The 19,658-nt window shown below is 67.2% G+C and carries 17 protein-coding genes; 12 read left to right on the top strand and 5 right to left on the bottom strand.

Going from position 1 to position 19,658, the window contains the following annotated elements:
* Nucleotides 1–39: 39 nt before the first annotated feature.
* Nucleotides 40–546, top strand: coding sequence for a DUF664 domain-containing protein (locus tag WKC72_RS06900; protein WP_128640836.1), 507 nt, complete (start codon nucleotides 40–42; stop codon nucleotides 544–546).
* Here the strand turns inward: WKC72_RS06900 and WKC72_RS06905 are convergent.
* The gene (locus WKC72_RS06905) at nucleotides 531–1,763 is read right to left on the bottom strand and encodes an oxygenase MpaB family protein (RefSeq protein WP_037242570.1); all 1,233 of its coding nucleotides are present in this window, start codon (nucleotides 1,761–1,763) and stop codon (nucleotides 531–533) included. The two genes, WKC72_RS06900 and WKC72_RS06905, sit on opposite strands and share 16 nt — an antisense overlap.
* 141 nt (nucleotides 1,764–1,904) lie before the next feature.
* Here WKC72_RS06905 and WKC72_RS06910 point away from each other — a divergent pair, with 141 nt between their 5' ends.
* Nucleotides 1,905–2,531 carry a TetR/AcrR family transcriptional regulator gene (locus tag WKC72_RS06910; protein WP_370182133.1) on the top strand — a complete coding sequence of 209 codons (627 nt, stop codon included), beginning with the start codon at nucleotides 1,905–1,907 and terminating at the stop codon, nucleotides 2,529–2,531.
* Nucleotides 2,532–2,621: 90 nt separating this feature from the next.
* Here the strand turns inward: WKC72_RS06910 and WKC72_RS06915 are convergent, their stop codons facing one another.
* Nucleotides 2,622–4,934: a serine/threonine-protein kinase gene (locus tag WKC72_RS06915; protein WP_370182134.1), complete on the bottom strand. Its 2,313-nt coding sequence runs from the start codon at nucleotides 4,932–4,934 to the stop codon at nucleotides 2,622–2,624.
* A 168-nt stretch (nucleotides 4,935–5,102) separates the two neighbouring features.
* A complete protein-coding gene (locus WKC72_RS06920) occupies nucleotides 5,103–5,642 on the bottom strand; it encodes a TetR/AcrR family transcriptional regulator (RefSeq protein ID WP_370182135.1) in 540 nt (179 codons plus the stop codon).
* 169 nt (nucleotides 5,643–5,811) lie between these two features.
* On the opposite strand from WKC72_RS06920, the gene WKC72_RS06925 reads away from it, so the two are divergent.
* Nucleotides 5,812–6,795, top strand: coding sequence for a potassium-tellurite ethidium and proflavin transporter (locus tag WKC72_RS06925; RefSeq protein ID WP_370182136.1), 984 nt, complete (start codon nucleotides 5,812–5,814; stop codon nucleotides 6,793–6,795).
* A 47-nt stretch (nucleotides 6,796–6,842) separates the two neighbouring features.
* On the opposite strand, the gene WKC72_RS06930 is transcribed toward WKC72_RS06925, so the two are convergent.
* Both WKC72_RS06930 and WKC72_RS06935 read right to left on the bottom strand, forming a co-directional pair.
* Nucleotides 6,843–7,298, bottom strand: a complete 456-nt coding sequence (locus WKC72_RS06930) for an OsmC family protein (RefSeq protein ID WP_370182137.1) — start codon at nucleotides 7,296–7,298, stop codon at nucleotides 6,843–6,845.
* Nucleotides 7,295–8,134, bottom strand: a complete 840-nt coding sequence (locus tag WKC72_RS06935) for a hypothetical protein (protein ID WP_370182138.1) — start codon at nucleotides 8,132–8,134, stop codon at nucleotides 7,295–7,297. Before WKC72_RS06935 ends, WKC72_RS06930 begins: the two co-directional genes overlap by 4 nt.
* A 281-nt stretch (nucleotides 8,135–8,415) precedes the next feature.
* Here WKC72_RS06935 and WKC72_RS06940 point away from each other — a divergent pair, with 281 nt between their 5' ends.
* The 9 genes from WKC72_RS06940 to WKC72_RS06980 all read left to right on the top strand — a co-directional run bounded on the left by WKC72_RS06940 (nucleotide 8,416) and on the right by WKC72_RS06980 (nucleotide 19,634).
* Complete coding sequence (locus WKC72_RS06940; protein WP_370182139.1) at nucleotides 8,416–11,682, top strand: protein kinase; 3,267 nt, start codon at nucleotides 8,416–8,418, stop codon at nucleotides 11,680–11,682.
* A gap of 282 nt (nucleotides 11,683–11,964) precedes the next feature.
* Nucleotides 11,965–13,167 carry a CaiB/BaiF CoA-transferase family protein gene (locus WKC72_RS06945; RefSeq protein ID WP_128640845.1) on the top strand — a complete coding sequence of 401 codons (1,203 nt, stop codon included), beginning with the start codon at nucleotides 11,965–11,967 and terminating at the stop codon, nucleotides 13,165–13,167.
* Nucleotides 13,168–13,195: 28 nt separating this feature from the next.
* On the top strand, nucleotides 13,196–14,083 hold the full coding sequence (locus WKC72_RS06950) for an LLM class F420-dependent oxidoreductase (RefSeq protein WP_268789092.1): 888 nt from the start codon (nucleotides 13,196–13,198) through the stop codon (nucleotides 14,081–14,083).
* A 28-nt stretch (nucleotides 14,084–14,111) separates the two neighbouring features.
* The gene (locus WKC72_RS06955; RefSeq protein WP_370182140.1) at nucleotides 14,112–15,566 is read left to right on the top strand and encodes an aldehyde dehydrogenase; all 1,455 of its coding nucleotides are present in this window, start codon (nucleotides 14,112–14,114) and stop codon (nucleotides 15,564–15,566) included.
* A complete protein-coding gene (locus tag WKC72_RS06960) occupies nucleotides 15,548–17,155 on the top strand; it encodes an AMP-binding protein (protein ID WP_268789094.1) in 1,608 nt (535 codons plus the stop codon). The genes WKC72_RS06955 and WKC72_RS06960 overlap by 19 nt, the downstream gene beginning before the upstream one ends.
* Nucleotides 17,156–17,196: 41 nt before the next feature.
* Nucleotides 17,197–17,667: a VOC family protein gene (locus WKC72_RS06965; RefSeq protein WP_128640849.1), complete on the top strand. Its 471-nt coding sequence runs from the start codon at nucleotides 17,197–17,199 to the stop codon at nucleotides 17,665–17,667.
* A 29-nt stretch (nucleotides 17,668–17,696) separates the two neighbouring features.
* Complete coding sequence (locus tag WKC72_RS06970) at nucleotides 17,697–18,518, top strand: IclR family transcriptional regulator (protein WP_128640850.1); 822 nt, start codon at nucleotides 17,697–17,699, stop codon at nucleotides 18,516–18,518.
* A gap of 137 nt (nucleotides 18,519–18,655) precedes the next feature.
* Entirely contained in the window at nucleotides 18,656–19,336 is a 681-nt protein-coding gene (gene npdG, locus WKC72_RS06975) for an NADPH-dependent F420 reductase (protein ID WP_268789095.1), read from the top strand.
* On the top strand, nucleotides 19,317–19,634 hold the full coding sequence (locus WKC72_RS06980; protein ID WP_128640852.1) for an NIPSNAP family protein: 318 nt from the start codon (nucleotides 19,317–19,319) through the stop codon (nucleotides 19,632–19,634). Before npdG ends, WKC72_RS06980 begins: the two co-directional genes overlap by 20 nt.
* Nucleotides 19,635–19,658 lie beyond the last annotated feature (24 nt).

Consider the following 19,658-nt stretch of genomic DNA (forward strand, 5'->3'; position numbering starts at 1 on the left):
CATAGTGGAACGTGAGGTGAACACGACGAAAGGAGGATCGTGGACCATAGTGCGCTGTTGACCGACGCCTTCGATCGCATTCAAGAGACCGTGCATTCCACGCTGGCCGATCTCCCCGCCGACGCCCTCACGTTTCGGGTGGACGCGAAGGCGAACACCATCGCCTGGCTGATCTGGCATCTGACGCGCGTGCAGGACGACCACGTCGCCGGTGTCGCGGGCACCGAGCAGGTGTGGACGTCCGGCGGGTGGGTGGAGCGCCTCGACCTGCCGTTCCCGGTTGCCGACATCGGTTACGGGCACTCCGCGGACGAGGTGGCGAAGGTACGGACCGGGGCCGACCTCCTGCGGGAGTATCACGACGCGGTGCACGACCGCACCGTCGATTACGTCCAGTCGATCGGGACGGACGACCTCGACCGGATCGTCGACGAGAACTGGGATCCGCCAGTCACTCTCGGCGTCCGGTTGATCAGCGTCGTCTCCGACGATCTGCAGCATGCCGGGCAGGCGGCGTACGTCCGCGGCATCTACGAGCGCCGCTGAGCCCGCGACGACGTCTCGTTGGCAGCGAGCCACGCCTCGACTCGTCGCCGGGAGCGTCGGCCGACGCGGTCCCGGACTGCCGGACTCACTCGCGCCGCACCGTGCAATGTGCCGTTCCCCGCCAGGGCCAGGGGAACGAACCAGGCGGGCACGACCGGCAATCCGAGTTCCTGCATGCCGCGCTTGCCGGAGAACATCCGCTGGATGCTGAGCAGACGCTGGCGGTTGAGCCGGCGTCGCAGGGGCTCTGCATGCGGGTAGTGGAACGTGGCCCACGACTTCTGCAGTGAGTCGGCCAGCACTCTGGAGTTCTCGTCGGGGCCCGGGGCGAACATCCCGATCTGGCACATGTTGCGGCGTCCGGTGTTCTCGTCGTCGACCAGCCAGTGCTCGTCGATGCCCATCAGCCAGCCGATGTACCGCCACAGATGCATGACGTCGCGGCCCTCGTCGGCGGAGACCCACACGCCCAGCGACCGGAGTCCGACGAGGAACGTCGTCGAGAACAGGGCGAGCGTCCCGGCCTGATCCGACTGGTTGATCGGCATGCCCCAGTCGGACACGTCCCAGCTTTCGTCCTGCAGCAGGCTCAGGTTGACGAACGCGTGCATCAACCGGACGTGCACGGACAACTGCCAGCCCCGGCGGTCGCGGTCCATGCCGCCGGGCAGGACGCACTCGTACCACCACCGCACGGTCTCGGCCACGCGCTGACCGGCGCCGTCCCCGACGAGCCTGCCGGTGGCCACGAGTTGGCGGGAGGTGGCGGCGCTGCGGTAGCCGTTCATGAGGGAACCGGTCGCGAGCAGGTCGAGGCCGGTCATGCCGCTGCGGAGGCAGACGGCGGCCCCGTGCTCGAGGCGGCGGTCGTCGACCCACGACGGCCGGCGGTCCACTGCGTCGAAGAACGCGACCAGGGGCGGCGCGGCGTCGGGCACGCTGCCGATGCCGTCGGAGAGTGCCTGAGAGAACTGGGCCATCGTGACGGTCTTGTCGACGAGGACGGCCCGCGCCAGTGCGGCACCGATCTCGTCCTGACTGACCACCGCGCGGGCGTGGAGTTCCCGCTCCGCCGCGGTGGGCGTCGGGTCGCCGTGCACGAACCGCGACAGCGTCCGCATCGAGCGGCGACCCCACTCCGAGTCCATGTCGAACCGCCGCGGCGGCGTGAAGTCGGAGAGGCCGGGCGCCGACTCCCGGGACTGGGTTTCTGTCATTGCGGTGCACTCGATTCGGTAGTCGAGAAAGGGGCGTCTGGGTGCGTCAGCCCCCGCTCGGAGGGCTGTGAGTTACAGTTCACTCCACCGAATCGGACCGGTACAAGTCGCATTGCGGAACAGATCGTGGAGGCTGAGCGAATGGCCACTGGCCAGCGGAAAAACCCTTCTCAGCAGCGTTCGCAGGAGACGGTCGCGCGCATCCTGTCGGCAACTGGTCAGGTTTTACGGACCAAGGGATACACCGGCTGCAGCACGAACGCGATCGCGGAAGCCGCGGGCATCTCGAAGGGGTCGGTGTACCAGTACTTCGCAAACAAGGACGAGATCATCGTGGTGCTGATCGACCAGATCATGGAGGACACCACTGCCTCCCTCGGGGCCAATCTCGAGGAGGCCGTCGCGCAGGGGACATTCCTGAAGGACGCTGCCCTGCAGGTCCAGCTTCTCGCGGTCCTCGACCGCTATCGCGACATCCTCACGTCGTTGCTCAACGACGCCCCGCACCTGACCCTGTCGGCTCACCGTTCCGTCCGGATCGAGGAGCGGTCCCGCGACCTCCTCCGTACGTATGTGACGGTGAACCCGTCCGCGATCGGACCGGGTGTGGACCTCGACGCGCTGCTGCTGGTGCTCACCGTCAGCTACCGGGAGGTGAGTCTCGAATATCTCCGCCGCGACCTTCGTGACCGGCGGAACGAGCTGGCCACCGTCCTCTACGACATGACGATGGGCGGTCTCGCCGGGAGTGCGACAAAAAGGGTGTAACGCCGAGGGGGCTTCGAGAGAAATACCAGTTGAGCCCATGGCGCTGTCGGACCCCGACCCGGCAGCGCCAGGGGCCTTCTTTTTGCGCTCTCACCGGCGTCGCCTGGTCGGCGATCCCGGCACCTCCAGCCACACGACCCTCTCGAGCGCGCGCAGATCGCTCTCGATCCGCCGGAACAACTGATACACGGCGATGAACGCGAAGATGCCGCCCAGGCACAGCGCGCGCACCGTCGCGTTCACGGCATCGCCGGTGCTTCCGCCGACGAAGCTGAGCCCGGCGACCCCGATCAACGGGACGGCCGCGGCAACGGCGAGGTACCGCGGCATGCTCCGGCCGAGGGCCCGGATGTTGCGTCCGTCGCTTCCACGCAACTCGCCGTGCGACAGCAGGATCGGGCAGAGGCACCGCACCGCGTAGAACGTGAGGATGAAGAACGGGTAGGCGAGCGCGACCGCCCCGCACACGGCGAGGGACGCGAGGAGTTGCGTGTACGCGCGCAACGGAATCCCGCCTGCGGTGATCTCCAGGGCGACCGGATAGGCGACGCCGGCGACGACCCACAAACCGAAGCTGACCACCACCGCGCGGTGGCCGAGCCCGAGCGTCGTGGCGCGCGCCTTCTCCAGCACCTCGGAACTGTAGGTTCTGCCGTTGCGGAGACCGCGCGGCACCGTCAGCGAGAGTCGACACCAGTAGACGATGAGCACTGCGCCCAGCGGGAACGCGATCCCGCCGATCACCAGATGCACGAATTCGAGATCCTCCTGCGCCTCGACAGGCAGCGTCGCGATGATCAGCACCTTGTTGTAGTAGTAGTTGTATCCGGCTGCCACCAGGTTCGGGATGCCGACGGCGGCGATCACGATGGGAAGCGCCCACCGCCACATCGTGGACCGCACGCTTCCCGGCGCGGGGTCGACGAGGTCGCGGGCGTGCGGGTCGAGGCACAGCGCGAACTGCCGTGTCAGCTTCCGGCCACTCGACCACCGATTGTCCCGGTCGGGTGCGAGCGACTTCACCAGGATGCGCCGCAGCGCGGCCGGGCAGTCCTCGGGGAGCGCGGATCGCTCCGGGTCCACTCCCCGGCGTCGGGACTCGAGCAGTACCCGAGGTGACGGCGGTGACGCGGTTCCGTCGTCGTCCGGGAAGGGCCGAGCCCCGGTCAGCAGTTCCCACAGCATGACGCCCAACGCGAAGATGTCGCTGCGGGTGTCGAGGTCGGAGGCGGTCCTGTGGGTGCTCGGGTCGATCACCTCGAGCTGTTCGGGCGACATGTAGGCGACGGAGCCGCCGATGAATCCGCCGGCGCCGCGATTCTCGACGCGGTCGCTCGAACTGACGTTGAAGTCGGCGAGCTTGGGGATGCCTTCGAGTCCCAGCAGCACGTTCGCCGGTTTGATGTCGCGGTGCAGGACGCCGTGCGCCCGGGCGTAGTCGAGCGCGTCGGCGAGCCGCAGCCCGATCCATGCCACCGTCTCCGGCCACGACAGCGCGGCGATCTCGTCCCGCACACTCGAATACTCCGGCCGGATCTCGCCTCTCTCCGCGAGGACGCGGTCCACCGAATCGAGCAGCAGCTGCCCGGTCCGCTGCTCCGGCGGTGTCTTGCGGACCAGCCGCACCACGTCGAGGAGCGTGCCACCCGGGACGTACTCCATGAACAGCACCCGCAGCCGGCGGTCCTCGAGCACCCGCTGGTCGTAGACGCGGACGATGTACGGGTGGTCGAGCTGCGCGAGGGTCTGCGGCTCGTTGCCGATGTTCCGGGAGATCTTCAGCGCCACCCAACGCTGCATCGAACGCTGCCGGGCGAGGAACACCCGCGCGAACGCGCCGTGACCCAGCTCCATCATCAGATCGAAATCGTCGAGGCGCTCACCGACGTCGAGGTCGTCGCCCGGGCCGAGTTCCGCAGTGATGGTCCGCCGGTCCATACGGCGATCGTGTTCGAGAAGAGTCTCGAACCGGGCTGCCTGCTGCGGGTATTCGGCGACGTACTCACCGGGATCGACGTTGGCGCCACTCTGACGGCGGACCCGGTACTCCAGATAGACGAGTTCCGGTGGCAGTGGTTCGGCGAGCAGCTCCGGGAATTCGAGGCAGTAGTCGGCGATGCGCTTCGGGTGGCCCGACCGCAGCCACCGGTACTCGAGGTCCACCTTGATCAGCTCGACCAGCGCGGCCCGCCTGATCGCGGAGGTGTCGGGGAGATACTCGGTGAGCTCGGCGGGCGAACCGGAAGACTCCCAATCCGCGACGAGGCGTTCGACGCCGCTTTCCACGACGAACACCGGTTCGGCGCCCGACGTCGTCGTCGACGGTGGCAGCTGGGTGTCCTGACCCAGTTCGGTGGGCGGCCCAGACGCGACCGTCGAATCACTCGGCGGGCGATCGTTCATGGCGGGTCGATTCCGGGCGGGCGGATCCAGGTGTGAAGGGGCGTGCACTTGCCAGGGTATTCCTGACCGCGGGTCACGGGGTACGGAAAGGCTGCGGCACGACCGCCTCCGGCTGGTGCTGTGTCTCAGATTCGACGAGCACCGGGCGCCGGGTAGGGGTCGCGACGGTCACAGCCCGTCGACGCACCCCTCGACGACGGTGGCGCAGATCTCCGGTTGGCCACCCGACTTCACGAGCACGCTGAGGCCGATCACCGAGGCCAGCATTTGACGAGCTGCGATGTCGGCACGCCGGTTCTTGTCGAATTCCCCGGACTCCTGTCCGTGCTCGATTGCGCGCTCGAAGACTCCCTCGATCTGAGTGAACAGTTCGTCCGCGATGCGATTCACCTCGTCGTCGGTAGTGCCGAGTTCTGCCGCGGCATTGACCATGACGCACCCTCGCCGGTGCTCGCCGACCCCGGCGAGGGCAGTCATTGCCACCCCGAGGCGGGGCCTCATCGGGCCGGGCGCGGCGAACAGGTCGGCGAGGTATTCGAGTCGCATTTCGCTGTAGCGCCGAAGCGCTCGGAGAAACAAGGCGTGCTTGCTCCCGAAAGTGTTGTAGAGACTGCCCTTGCCGATTCCCATTTCGCCGGCGAGTTCCTGGGGAGTCGTCGCGGCGTATCCCTGGAGCCAGAACAGGTCCATCGCCTTGTCAACCGCCACATCGGTACTGAAGAGCATCGGTCTAGCCACCGGAGTAGATTAACCCGCAACCATATTTGACCTCAAGGTCGATAACCAATATGGTAGCCGCCAGCGTATTAGACCCAGGAGTCAATAACTCGGAGCGGTCTGTGGTCCGAGAATCTCCGCCCAGCCAGGAAGGCATTCAATGGCAGCCCACTCCAGGAGCGTTGCCCGCGAGCCACGCGCGCGCACCCATTTCCCACTGAACTCCCTCGCGATCCCGCTGGGTCTGGCAGGCCTTGCCCAGGTCTGGTCGATCGCGACGGTCGCGCTCGGAACTCCATTCGCCCTCACACAGGCGTTCTGGCTGGTCGCCGCGCTCGCCTGGATCGTGATGGCGGCTGCGCACGCGCACCGCGACCGGCGCGTCGCCCTTGGTTTCTCGCACCAACTCACTCACTTCGCGCACGGTCCGCTCGCGGCGCTGCTTCCGCTCTCCGCAATGCTGCTGGGTGCAAACCTGCACCGCACGTTTCCCGTCGCCGGTACGGCGCTGACCCTGACCGCCATCACGGCCGCAGCCATCTTCGGGGCGTGGATGATGAGCTTCTGGATGAGCGGAGAAATGGCACTCGAGTCCGTGCACGGCGGCTACTACCTTCCCATCAGCGCAGCCGGCCTCGTCGGCGCACTCACCGCCGCCCAGGCCGGTCTCGACTGGCTCGCTATCGCAAGCTTCGCGATCGGCCTGTTCTTCTGGGTGGTGATTTCCATGCTTCTGTTTCTCCGGCTCGCATTGCGCCCCGCCATGCCCGCGCCCCTTGTCCCGACGCTCGTCATCATGATCGCTCCGCCGGCAGTCGGCGCTGCCGCATGGCTGGCCATCTCGAACGGCCGACCCGACGCTCTGTTCGGATCGCTGACAGCAATTGCGGCATTCATGGTGATGGTCCAGGTGCCCTTGCTGCCGCGCTATCGCGCTCTCCCGTTCTCGCACGGTTTCTGGTCGTTCACCTTTCCCCTGGCGAGTGTCGCCGCCCTCGCCATCATCTGGCTTCACCTCCTGCACCCGCCTGCCTGGCGTGCCGTCACCACGGCGCTACTCGCCGCTGTGACGATCTTCGTGGGGGTGATCGCGGTGAAATCCATCCTGTTGATCCTTGCCCCTTCGCGTCGCGCCGTGCAGTGACTCGCCCCGGAAACTGCTACCGCGGCCGGTGCGGCAGCCGAAGAGCGCTACACGCAGGCAGCTGTCGATTCGCGGACGGACACCTCTTCCGCACAGGTGGACGCGGCATCGATCAGTGCCTGTCCTGGGCGACGGCTTGCGAGGTGGGGAAGGGCGGCACGCAACCGCTCGGCGTGCGCCGCGTTCGCCACTTCCCAGTCCAGGCGAATCAGTTCGATGACGGGGCCGTCGTCGGCTCCCATCACGCGATCGACGTTCAAGCTCGCGGACACTGTGAGCGCGGCAGACTCGGCTATTGCGACCTCGCCGAGCAGTCGGAGCACCACCAGGGAGGCAGCGGCAATGCCGGCAAGCAGGTGCTCGACCGGGTTTGCGCCGGAGTCGTGCCCGCCATAGCGCGGGGCTTCGTCGATCGTCAGCTCGTGCCCTCGCGCGGTGACCGTTGTGCCATGGGTCCCGGGCACTGCGTGTACGACCAGTTGTTCACGTCGAGAAGTAGTCACCGAATCGCCTCGTAGAAGTCTGGGGTGGTGTGCCCACCCGTGGGTAGTACGCCTGTCAACCAATCACACGCATCCGCACCGGCGGCTCGAACATCTTGTGGATCGGGGCCGTACCGAGGGGACAGGTAGTCCGACAACATCCGCTGCGCATCCGCCCGGCTGCTGTCGTGCAGCAGCGACGCCACGGCATCGAGTGCCACGGGAGTTCGGTTCTCGACGTCACCGATTGCTGCCGTCTGTGCGGCAACGACCTTCCGTACCGAGGGGTGGTCCAGGCTCGTTCTCTGCAGGTCGACTGCGATACCGGCAGTGGGGAACCTCAGGGCGGCGCCGAAGAACAACGACTCGGTGAGCCCGAGCCGTGACAAGGCGCTGGGCGCAAAAGCGGAGCCCAGAACAGCCGCGTCGGCTGCACCGGACCGGAGTGCCTCCAGTCTCTGTCGATCACCTGCGATTCCTCCGGGGAAATGCCGTACCGACGGGGTTTCGTTCCCGGCCCAGCTGGTCAGCAACCGCTGGGTGAAAGCCCACACGATCGATCCTTCGGGGTGCGCGGCCAGGACGGTCGGCCCGGCCGGCTGTGTCCCTCCCCTTCGTTCCCAGATCCAGAACAACGGGTGAAGAGTGTGGACGAGCGCAACCTTCCAGTGGCGTTGCCCCCGAAGTGCTTCGACGAGCGAGCCGCCCAGTCCCGCGGACAACTCTGCCTCCGGGTGCTCCGAGCCGGGCACCGCCTCCACGTCGATCCCCAGACGGTCGTAGTAGCGCGCCCGCTTGGCGATCTCGTGGCACACCAGTTCGTGAACGTTGTGATCGCGATACCCCAGGAGAATCATGTCCGGTCCCTCTCGGCGAGCCGTTCCGCTACATTCGTTCAAGATAATGAACTCAATACGATATTTGGAACAAAACATAGAGAGGGTGCTCGGACGCTGTCAAGCACCGCGCCCCTGACCGGTGCGAGAGGGAATCCGGCATGCCGCCGCACGCACGTCCTGCGGCTATATCCTTGGATGCACGCTATCGAGAGGTGAGTCCACGGGTGATTCGCGCTGGTCGCGCCGTCGGTGACCAGTGTGCGGGGAACCATGAGCCGGCGGGGTGAGTAGTCCGTCCGATGGGTGAAGGTGATCCGCGCGACACGCAACGGTACGTCGTTCCCGCTGTCGCTTCGGAGCTGAGCGAGGCTGGTTTCGACGACGCCCAGGAGATCGGGCGCGGCGGCTTCGGTGTGGTCTACCGCTGCACCCAGTCGGAATTGGATCGCACGGTGGCGGTGAAGGTGCTCACCGTCGACCTCGACGAGGAGAACCGGGCCCGGTTCTTCCGGGAACAGCGGGCGATGGGCCGACTGACCGGCCACCCGAACATCGTGGGCGTCCTGCAGGTCGGTGCCACCGGCAGCGGCCGTCCCTACATCGTCATGCAGGATCACCCGCAGGATTCGCTCGATGTGCGGATCCGTCGCGGCGGTCCGCTGCCGCTGGAGAATGTGCTGCGGCTCGGGGTGAAGATCGCCGGCGCGGTGGAGACCGCGCACCGGCTCGGCATCCTGCATCGGGACATCAAACCCGGGAACATTCTGCTCACCGACTACGGCGAACCGGCGTTGACCGACTTCGGCATCGCGCACATCACCGGCGGCTTCCGAACCGCCACCGGTGCCGTCACCGGATCGCCGGCCTACACCGCGCCGGAGGTCCTCGAGGGCGATCCACCGAGCCCGGCTGCGGATGTCTACGGCCTCGGCGCCACCTTGTTCAGTGCTTTGACCGCTCATGCCGCGTTCGAACGTCGCGACAGTGAGCAGGTTGTCGCGCAGTTTCTCCGGATCACCACCCAACCCGTGCCCGACCTGCGCGAGCACGGAATCCCCGACGACGTGGCCGACACGATCGCCCGCGCGATGTCCCGGACGCCCGGCGCGCGCCCGGCCACGGCCGCCGAATTCGGGGAGGAACTGCGCCGGCTCCAACTCGATCACGGCTTTCCGGTCGACGAGATGGCCCTCCATACCGCACGGGGTTCGGGACGCGACCAGGCACACTCGGTATCGCGACTGCCCCGGTCGCCGGCACCCTCCACGCCGGTTGCGACGGGAAGGCTCCCTCTGGAACTGACCAGTTTCGTCGGCCGGCGGCACGAACTCACCGAGGCGAAGAACCTGCTCGCCGGATCGCGACTGGCGACGTTGACGGGGATCGGCGGTGTCGGCAAGACGCGCCTGGCGATGCGGGTCGCGTCGGCTGTGCGGCGCGAATATGCCGACGGGGTGCGCCTGGTCGAGTTGGGTGAACTGCACGACGAGTCGTCGCTGGTCGACACGGTGGCCGCCGCAGTGGGGTTGCGGGACGACTCGGGGAGGCCGCTGCGTGAGGTCCTCGTCGAGCACCTCGCGGTCCAGGAACTGCTGCTGGTGCTCGACAACTGCGAACACCTGGTGGATGCCGTGGCGGAACTCGCCGGCGTTCTGTTGCACACCTGTCCGGGGCTGCGGATTCTCGCCACCAGCCGCGAACCTCTCGGCATCGGCGGGGAGGCGCTGCTGCGGGTTCCGCCGCTGGCGGTGCCCGATCCCGACCGGCGGCCGTCCCTGCGGGGGTTGACCAAATACGATGCGGTGTCGTTGTTCGCCGAACGCGCCGCTGCCGCGGTTCCCGGCTTCGTCCTCACCGAGGAGAACGCGGCGGCGGTGGCGGGGATCTGCCGCCGGCTCGACGGGCTGCCGTTGCCGATCGAGTTGGCGGCCGCCCGGTTGCGTGCGATGTCGCCCGAGCAGATCCTGCAGCGGCTCACCGACCGCTATGCGTTGCTGACCCGCGGAAGCCGTGGTGCGCCGACGCGGCAGCAGACGTTGCGGTTGTCCGTCGACTGGAGTTTCGAGTTGTGCAGCGCCGGTGAGCAACTGGTGTGGGGCAGGGTTTCGGTGTTCGCGGGAAGCTTCGAACTCGATGCGGCAGAGCAGGTGTGCGGTGACGGCCTCGCGCCGGACGAGCTGCTGGACACGTTGACGTCGTTGGTGGAGAAGTCGATCCTGATTCGCGAGGAATCCGGTGCGGTGGTGCGGTTCCGGATGCTCGAGACCCTCCGCGAGTACGGCTGCGAGAAGCTGCAACAGGCAGGCGAGTTCCTGTCCGTGCGCCGACTGCACCGGGACTGGTACGAGGGGCTGGCGCTGGCCGCGGAGGCCGAGTGGATCAGCGCCCACCAGCTCGACTGGATCACCAGGCTGAAGCGGGAGCAGCCGAATCTGCGGGAGGCCCTCGAATTCAGTCTGGCCGACGATCCCGCTGCCGGCCTGCGTACCGCCACCGCATTGTTCTTGTTCTGGGGCTCCCAGGGATCCTACAACGAGGGGCGGCGCTGGCTCGGTCAGCTGCTCGCCCGCCAGAGCGGCCCACCGACCGTCGAGTGGATCAAGGCACTCCAACGCGCCGGCATGATGGCCGATGTGCAGGGTGACCTCGAGGCCGGAGCTGCGCTCGTGGCGGAGGGTCGTGCGCTCGTCGCGCACACGAGCGACCCCATGATGCGTGCTCTCATCGCCTATTCCGCCGGCATGCTCGCCCTCTACAGCGGTGAGCTGGCGAGCGCGACCTCGCACCTCGAAACCGCGCTCGCGGTGTTCGGCGAGCGCGGAGATCTATTGCTCGAAGTAGCAGCCCTGTACCCGTTGGGGTTGGCGTACGGACTCCGCGGCTCGACGGACCCGGCGATCGAACACCTCGAGCGTGTTCTCGCGATCACGGAGCAGCACGGCGAGAAGATGTACCGGTCGCACTCGTCGTGGGCTCTGGGCATCGCCGCGTGGCGTCAGGGTGACACCGATCGCGCGGTCCGAGTGCTCGAGCAGTCGTTGGAACTGACCCGGCAGGTGCACGGCCCACGCGTCGCCGCAGCCGGCCTCGAGGCCCTCGCCTGGATCGCCTGCGGACGGCGCGACGAACCGAGGGCGGCGGTTCTGCTGGGAGCCGCAGCGGGGCTGGCGCGGTCGGTGGGAAGCGATGTGGTGATCTACTCCGATCTTCTTGTCTACCATGACGAATGTGAGAAGAAGTCTCGAAGTAGGCTTGGGGAAAAGGTATTTGGAGCGGCGCACCGCAAAGGTGAACAGCTCGGCTTCGACGCGGCGATCGCCTATGCCCTCCACGAACATCCGCCCGGCACCTCCGCGCCGGGCACCGACGCGTCGACGCGACTGACCAAGCGGGAACGCCAGGTCGCCGACCTCGTCGCAGAAGGCCTGACCAACCAGGCCATCGCCGATCGCCTGGTGATCTCGCCGCGCACCGCGCAAGGCCATGTCGAGCACATCCTGGCGAAACTGGGTTTCACCTCTCGGGCGCAGATCGCGGCCTGGGTCGTGGAGAACACCGACGCATAACTCCGCCCAACAGTTCGCGTCGAAACGGTGCGGGCATCGTCCCGGCGGAAATGGGGTGCAGAATCGTTGGGGCGCAACCTTCTTCGGCTCAACGGTGTTCATCATGAAACTCATCCTGATCATCACCGGAGCCTGGCGCTGCCGGTAGGGCCACGTTCGGCGCATCGACGGTCTCTCCGAGGTGGGCGGCGATTTTCCCTATTGACAGCGAGCGAAGCTGCTCGTAACGTCCGTGGTGTTCCAAATAATGATGTCAGTTCAGGATAATGAACGGAGCTAGTGATGGGGTTCACCGGAAAAATCGAGGCGCTCTCGGGCATCCGGGTGATCGACGCCGCGACGATGGTGGCCGGCCCCTTGGGTGCGTCGCTGCTCGCCGACTTCGGCGCCGACGTCGTCAAGGTCGAGCCGATCGGAGGCGACGAGTCACGGACATTCGGACCGGGACGAGACGGCATGAGTGGTGTCTATTCCGGCGTGAACCGGAACAAGCGCGCCCTCGCGCTCGACCTTCGTACGGCGGCGGGTCGCGAGCTGTTCCACGATCTCTGCTCGACCGCGGATGTGCTGATCGAGAACATGTTGCCTGCGGTTCGAGAGCGATTCGGGCTGACCGCCGCGGAGCTTCGCGAACGGCACCCCCACCTGATCTGCCTCAATGTCAGCGGATACGGCGAGAGCGGCCCCCTCGCGGGTCGTCCCGCGATGGACCCCGTCGCCCAGGCGCTCACCGGCCTGATGGAGGCGACCGGCGAGCGCTCGGGGACTGCGCTCAAGGCCGGGCCGCCCGTCGCCGACAGCGCGGCGGGCTACCTCGTCGCGATCGCCGCCCTCGTCGCCCTCTTCGCGAAACAGCGCACCGGGGAGGGGCAGACAGGCTCGATATCCCTGGTGGGTGCGCTGTTCCATCTGCAGACCCCGTGGCTGGGTCAGTACCTCCTCGCCGACTACATCCAGGGCAAGGTGGGCAACGGCAGCAACTTCTACGCGCCGTACAACGCCTATACGACCCGGGACGGCGGTGCGGTACACCTGGTCGCTTTCAACGACCGCCACTTCGTCAAGCTGACCCGGGCGATGGGCGCCGAGGCGCTTCTCGACGATCCGCGCTTTGCAGACGCCCCGTCCAGGTTGGAAAACCGCGAAGCGCTCGACACCGCCTTCGAGCCCTGGTTCGCTGCCCGCGACCGCGACGACGTGGTCGCCCAGCTCTCGGCCCACGACATCATCTGCGCCCCGGTCCTCGCGTACGACGAGGCCGTCACACACCCCCAGATCCAGGCCCTGGACCTCGTCGTCGACATTGCCCACGAGGAACTTGGACCGATGCGGGTCCCGGGTCTCCCGGTCAAGCTCTCGGGCACCCCGGGCCACGTGCATCGCCCACCGACGTCGCTGGGCGAGCACACAACCGAGATTCTCAGCGATCTCGGCTACGAGGACGACCGGATCGCGGCCCTGAGGGCCGAGAGGATCGTCCGATGACCACAGAACACGGCGAAAGGAACCACCAATGAAGGTCGGAATCAGGATCCCCGGAGCGGGACCGTGGGCAGGGCCCGAGGCGATCGCGAAGGTGTCGCGGTTCGCTGAGAAGATCGGCTTCGACTCCCTCTGGATGACTGATCACGTCGCGCTGCCGACCCGAGTCGAGACGCCGTACCCGTACACCGCCGACGGCAAATTCCTGTGGGACCCCGCCACGCCGTACCTCGACTGCCTCACGTCGTTGACGTGGGCGGCGGCAGCAACCGAGCAGATCGAGTTGGGCACCTCCTGCCTGATCCTCCCGTGGCGCCCGCTCGTCCAGACCGCCAAGACGCTGGTCAGCATCGACGTGATGTCGCAAGGCCGACTGTCGGTCGCCATCGGCGTGGGCTGGATGAAAGAACAGTTCGAGCTGTTGGGAGCGCCATTCAAGGACCGCGGCAAGCGGACCACGGAGATGGTCAACGCGATGCGGCACATGTGGCAGGAAGACGAGGTCGACTTCGACGGCGACTTCTACCAGCTCCACGACTTCAAGATGTATCCCAAGCCGGTGCGGGGCACGATCCCTGTCTGGTTCGCCGGCTACAGCACGGCCTCCCTGCGCCGCATCGCCGCCATCGGCGACGGCTGGCACCCGCTCGCGATCGGGCCGGAGGAATACGCCGGCTACCTGGCCACCCTGCGGCAGTACGTCGAAGAAGCCGGTCGTGATATGGACGAGATCACCCTCACCGCAAGGCCTTTGCGGAAGGCGCCGTACAACGCCGAGACGATCGAAGCGTACGGAGACCTCGGCGTCACCCACTTCATCTGCGACACGTCCTTCGAGCACGACACGCTCGAGGCAACCATGGACGAGCTCGCGGAACTCGCCGATGCCGTCCTCCCCACCGCACACAACCTGGCCTGAGGGCCGGGCGGAAGAAAGGACGAGAATCGTGCAGGCACTCACCTCATCAGTTCCCCTCGTCATCGGTGACCAACTGAGTGCATCGTCGACCGGGGCGACGTTCGACTCGATCAACCCGGCCGATGGGTCGTACCTGGCCAGCGTCGCCGAGGCCACGCCTCAGGACGTCGCGCGCGCCGTCGAGGCTGCGAGGGTCGCGGCCAAGGCGTGGCAGCGCATGCGTCCGGCCCAGCGGACCCGCCTGATGTTCCGCTACGCCGCGCTAATCGAGCAACACAAAACGGAGCTCGCCCAGCTGCAGAGCCGCGACATGGGTAAGCCGATCCGCGAGTCGCTCGGGATCGACCTGCCGATCATGGTCGAGACACTCGAGTACTTCGCGGGCCTCGTGACCAAGATCGAAGGTCGCACGACGCCGGCGCCCGGTCGTTTCCTCAACTACACCGTGCGTGAGCCGATCGGTGTGGTCGGTGCGATCACTCCGTGGAATTTTCCTGCAGTACAGGCTGTCTGGAAGATCGCCCCGGCTCTCGCGATGGGCAACGCCATCGTCCTGAAGCCCGCGCAGCTCGCACCGCTCGTGCCCGTGGCACTCGGCGAACTCGCCCTCGAGGCAGGTCTGCCGCCGGGGCTGGTCAACGTCCTGCCCGGTCGCGGCTCGGTGACGGGCAACGCCTTGGTGCAGCACCCCCTGATCGGCAAGGTCACGTTCACCGGCTCGACCGAGGTCGGGCAGCAGATCGGCCGGATGGCAGCCGACCGTCTGATCACGGCCTCGTTGGAGCTGGGTGGCAAGTCGGCGCTCGTGGCCTTCGGTGACTCGTCCCCGAAAGCATTGGCCGCGCTGGTTTTCCAGGCGATGTACAGCAACCAGGGTCAGACATGCACTGCGCCGAGTCGGCTGCTCGTCGAGCGGCCCATCTACGACGAGGTGATCGAACTCGTCCAGAAGCGCGTCGAGGCCGCCCGAGTGGGCGACCCTCTCGACCCCGACACGGAGATCGGCCCCTTGATCAGTGCCGAGCAGCGCGAGTCGGTGCACTCGTACGTCGTCTCCGGGACGGAGGACGGCGCCAAGCTGATCAGCGGTGGAGGCCAGTCGGCGAACGGTGCGGCAGAGCAGGGCTTCTACTACCGCCCGACGCTCTTCGCCGGAGTCACCGCGGACATGCGCATCGCCCGGGAGGAAATCTTCGGGCCTGTGCTGTCGGTGCTGCCGTTCGAAGGGGAAGAGGAGGCGATCACCCTCGCCAACGACACCGTCTACGGGCTGGCCGCGGGCGTCTTCACCCGCGACGTGGGCCGCGCACTGCGGTTCGCGCAGACCCTCGACGCCGGCAACGTGTGGATCAACAGCTGGGGGGTGCTCAACCCCGCGTCGCCGTACCGAGGTTTCGGGCAGAGCGGCTACGGCAGCGACCTCGGCCAGGCCGCAATCGAGAGCTTCACCAAGGAGAAGAGCATATGGGCACGCCTGGATTGATCTCCGGGTCATCCCGACCACGGGTAAGTCGGCTGATCGATGCTCGCCACACCCACGACTGGCAACCCGCGGCGGACTACACGATCACCGAGGACGCCCTCTTCTCCCGCGACCCCGGCGCCGTGGCCGTGCTGCGCGGGGGAATCAACGCGCCCGAGGAGGTGACGTTCGGTCAGATTCAGCGTGCCGCTGTGCGCATTGCGGCTGTCCTCCGTTCCCGGGGAATCAATCCCGGTGACCGCGTGGTCCTCTACCTCGACCCTTCGGTGGAGGCAGCCGAGGTCGTCTTCGGGGTGCTGGTCGCCGGCGCCGTGCTCGTGCCCGTCCCCCGACTGCTCACCGGTACCTCGGTGGCGCACCGCCTCGTCGATTCGGGCGCGACTGTGCTGGTCACGGACGGTCCGGGCCTCGACCGTCTGGAGTCGACGGAGTGCTCCCTGCACGACGTCGATGTGCTCACGGTGGACGGTTCCCGTGGCCCACGGCTCGGGGACCTGGCCGGCCGGGTCGACCCACTGGCCCCGGCGCCCGGGCGGTCCTCGGAGCCTGCCCTGCTGATGTACACGTCCGGCACCAGTGGTCCGGCCAAGGGCATCGTCCACGCACACCGTGCCCTGCTCGGACATGCCGGCGTCGATTACGCCTTCGAGCTGTTCAGGCCGGGCGACGTGTACTTCGGCACCGCGGACTGGGGTTGGATCGGCGGCCTGATGCTCGGCCTGCTGGTTCCGTGGTCGTTCGGCGTTCCCGTCGTGGCGCACCGGCCGCAACGCTTCGACCCCGGCGCCACCTTGGACATGATGACCCGTCTCGGTGTGACGACCGCGTTCCTGCCGGCGTCGGTGCTGCGGATGTTCGCCGAGCACGGGGAATCGGCTCCGCGCCGCCTCCGCGCGGTCGTGACCGGAGGAGAGCCCGCCGGTGCGACGGAGCTCAGCTGGGCGAGGCACCATCTCAGCGACGCCGTCAACAAGGCCTACGGCCAGACCGAGGCGAACGCCCTCATCGGGGACTCCGCCGTACTCGGGTCCGTCGACGACGAAACCATGGGCGCTCCGTATCCCGGGCACCGCATCGCGCTGCTGGATGACGCGGGCACCCGCGTCGCGCCCGGCGAGGTCGGTGAGATCGCGCTGGGACTTCCGGATCCGGTTGCCCTTCTCGGTCATTGGGACGGCTCGTCCGCTCGAGTGGTACCTCCCTCTGGAGGGTGGCACCGGACAGGCGACCTGGCGCGGCTCTCCCATGGACGACGATTGGAGTACCTCGGCCGCGCCGACGACGTGATCAAGAGCCGCGGTTATCGAATCGGCCCCGCGGAGATCGAAGAGGCCCTCAAGTGCCACCCCCAGGTCCTGGACGCGGCGGCCGTGGGGCTGCCCGACCGGGAGATGGGGCAACAGGTCAAGGCGTTCGTGCACCTCGCCACCGGCGAGCTCACCGAGAAGATCGCGACACAGCTCCGCGAACTCGTCACCGCAGCGGTCGGACCGCACGCACGACCACGAGAGATAGAGGCAGTCGCCACGTTGCCGCGCACCGAGACCGGAAAGATTCGTCGCCGTGAACTGGTGTCGCCCCCAACGTGAGTTGGGAATCCGAAAAGACGAACAAGTGGAAAGACGAAGCTATGCGTAAATTCTGGCACGTCGGCATCAATGTGACCGACATGGACAAATCGATCGACTTCTACCGGAAAGTTGGTTTCGCGGTAGCGCAGGACAAAGAGGTCGAGGACAGCAACCTCGCGCGGGCATTCATGGTCGAGGGGGCCAGCAAGCTCCGCTTCGCGCACCTGCGCCTGAACGACTCCCCGGACGAGGCCATGCTGGACCTCATCGAGTGGCGGGATGCACGCTCCGAGGGGCGAGCACAGACCGACCTCGTCCACCCCGGCCTGTGCCGCTTCTCGATCCTGACCGACGACATCGACGCCGAATACGCACGGCTGGCCGACGACGGTGTCGAGTTCCTGCACTCGCCGCAGACCATCATGGGTCCGGACGGAGTCAACGGCTGGCGACTGCTCTTCGCCCGCGATCCCGACGGCACGCTGTTCCACTTCGCCGAACTGCTGGGGCAGGCGGCTACGGTCGGCTGACAGCAACGACACGACGAAGGTAGGAACCCTTGACGAAGGCAGAGGTCCCGGGCGGCGCGACCGACGAGCGGGGCGAGCAATCCAGCGAGCAGTTGGTGCCCGCCGTCTCACGCGCCACCCGCGTGCTGGAGACACTGGTTCAACAGTCCTCCGGGGCGACGCTCACCGAGCTGGCCAAGCGGTGCGCCCTGGCCAAGAGCACGGCGTCGGTCCTGCTCAGGACCATGGTGGTCGAGGGCCTCGTCGTGTACGACCAGGAGACCCGTCGGTACAACCTCGGCCCGCTGCTCGTGGAGTTCGGGGTCGCTGCGATCGCGCGAACGTCGGCGGTCGCCGCGTCGCGGACGTACATGGAGTGGTTGGCCGAGCGGACCGAGCTGGCATGTCTGGCGATCCAGCCGATGCCGGACGGACACTTCACGGCGATCGCGAAGATCGAGAGCCGCAAGGCCGTCAAGGTCACCATCGAGGTCGGCGCGCGATTCGCCCGAGACACTCCGTTGATCAGCCGACTCGCGGCCGCATGGCCGAGCCGGGGTCGCCCGGAGCTTGTCGAGTATTCCGCCGATGAGCTCGAGAAACTCCGGGCACAGGGTTACGGGGCGGTCTACGGCGAATACCGGCCGGAACTGAACGTCGCGGGAGTCCCGGTGTTCGACCGAGACGGGGAGCCATGCCTGTTCATTGCCCTATTGGGTATCGGTGACGACCTCACGGCCGAGGGCGTGGCCGGGATCGCCGACTACCTCGTGACGGCTTCACGGGAGATCAGCTCCCATATCGGCGGCCGCATCCCCGAGGATTTCCCGACACCGTTGGGGTCAGCCGACTTCGACGCCGAACGCGGCTGACCGAACCGCACTCTTCTTTTCATGCGGCAGGCCCCACCCGGGGCCTGCCGCTCCGAGTCGACCCTCGATGGCCGGCCGCCCACCTCCGAGTGCCACGCGCCCGAGGTATACCCGTCCACTGTTTGTAGGAGACACAGATGATCAGCAACAAAATCGCCGTCGTCGGCGGCACCGGGCCCCAGGGTAAGGGGCTCGCCTACCGGTTTGCGGCGGCCGGCTGGCCCGTCGTCATCGGATCGCGATCGGCCGAACGTGCGGAGCAGGCGGCCGCCGAGGTGCGCAGACACGCCGGCGACGGCGCCGTGGTCACCGCCGCCGACAACGCGACGGCTGCCGCCGACTGTTCCATCATTCTGCTGGTCGTCCCATACGACGGCCATCGTGAGCTGGTCTCGGAACTGGCGCCCACCTTCGCGGGCAAGCTCGTCGTCAGCTGCGTGAACCCGCTCGGCTTCGACAAGTCCGGGGCCTACGGTCTGGACGTCGAAGAAGGCAGCGCTGCCGAGCAGCTGCGCGACCTCGTGCCCGATGCCACCGTCGTGGCGGCCTTTCACCACCTGTCGGCGATCAACCTCTGGGAGCACGAAGGCCTCCTTCCCGAGGATGTGCTCGTGTGCGGAGACGATCGGTCCGCCAAGGACGAGGTGGCTCGCCTGGCCGTCGCGATCACCGGTCGGCCGGGCATCGACGGAGGAGTACTGCGGGTGGCTCGGCAGCTCGAACCGCTGACCGCCGTTCTCATCAACGTCAATCGGCGCTACAAGACGCGCTCCGGTCTCGCCGTGAATGGGGTTGTTCATGATTCACGAGCTGCGTGAGTACATTGCGCTACCGGGCCGCGCCGAGGAGCTGCACCGCAGGTTCGCCGACGAGACCCTGGCCCTGTTCACGGAACTCGGGCTGCAGGTCGAGGGTTTCTGGCACGAGGTCGGCAACCGTGATCGGATCGTCTACCTCGTGGCCTTTCCCGATGCGGAGGCTGCGACGGCTCACTGGGCCCGGTTCAAAGCCGATCCGCGGTGGCTTGCGCTGAAGGCTCGCACGGAAAGCGACGGGCCGCTCATCTCGGAGATCCGGAGCACGCTCATGGTCACTCCGGACTACGCCCGACCCTGACCGGCGCGGCCCCCGAAAAAGGCG

Origin of the sequence: Rhodococcus wratislaviensis (assembly GCF_041228765.1) — a bacterium.
Lineage (GTDB): Bacteria > Actinomycetota > Actinomycetes > Mycobacteriales > Mycobacteriaceae > Rhodococcus_F > Rhodococcus_F wratislaviensis.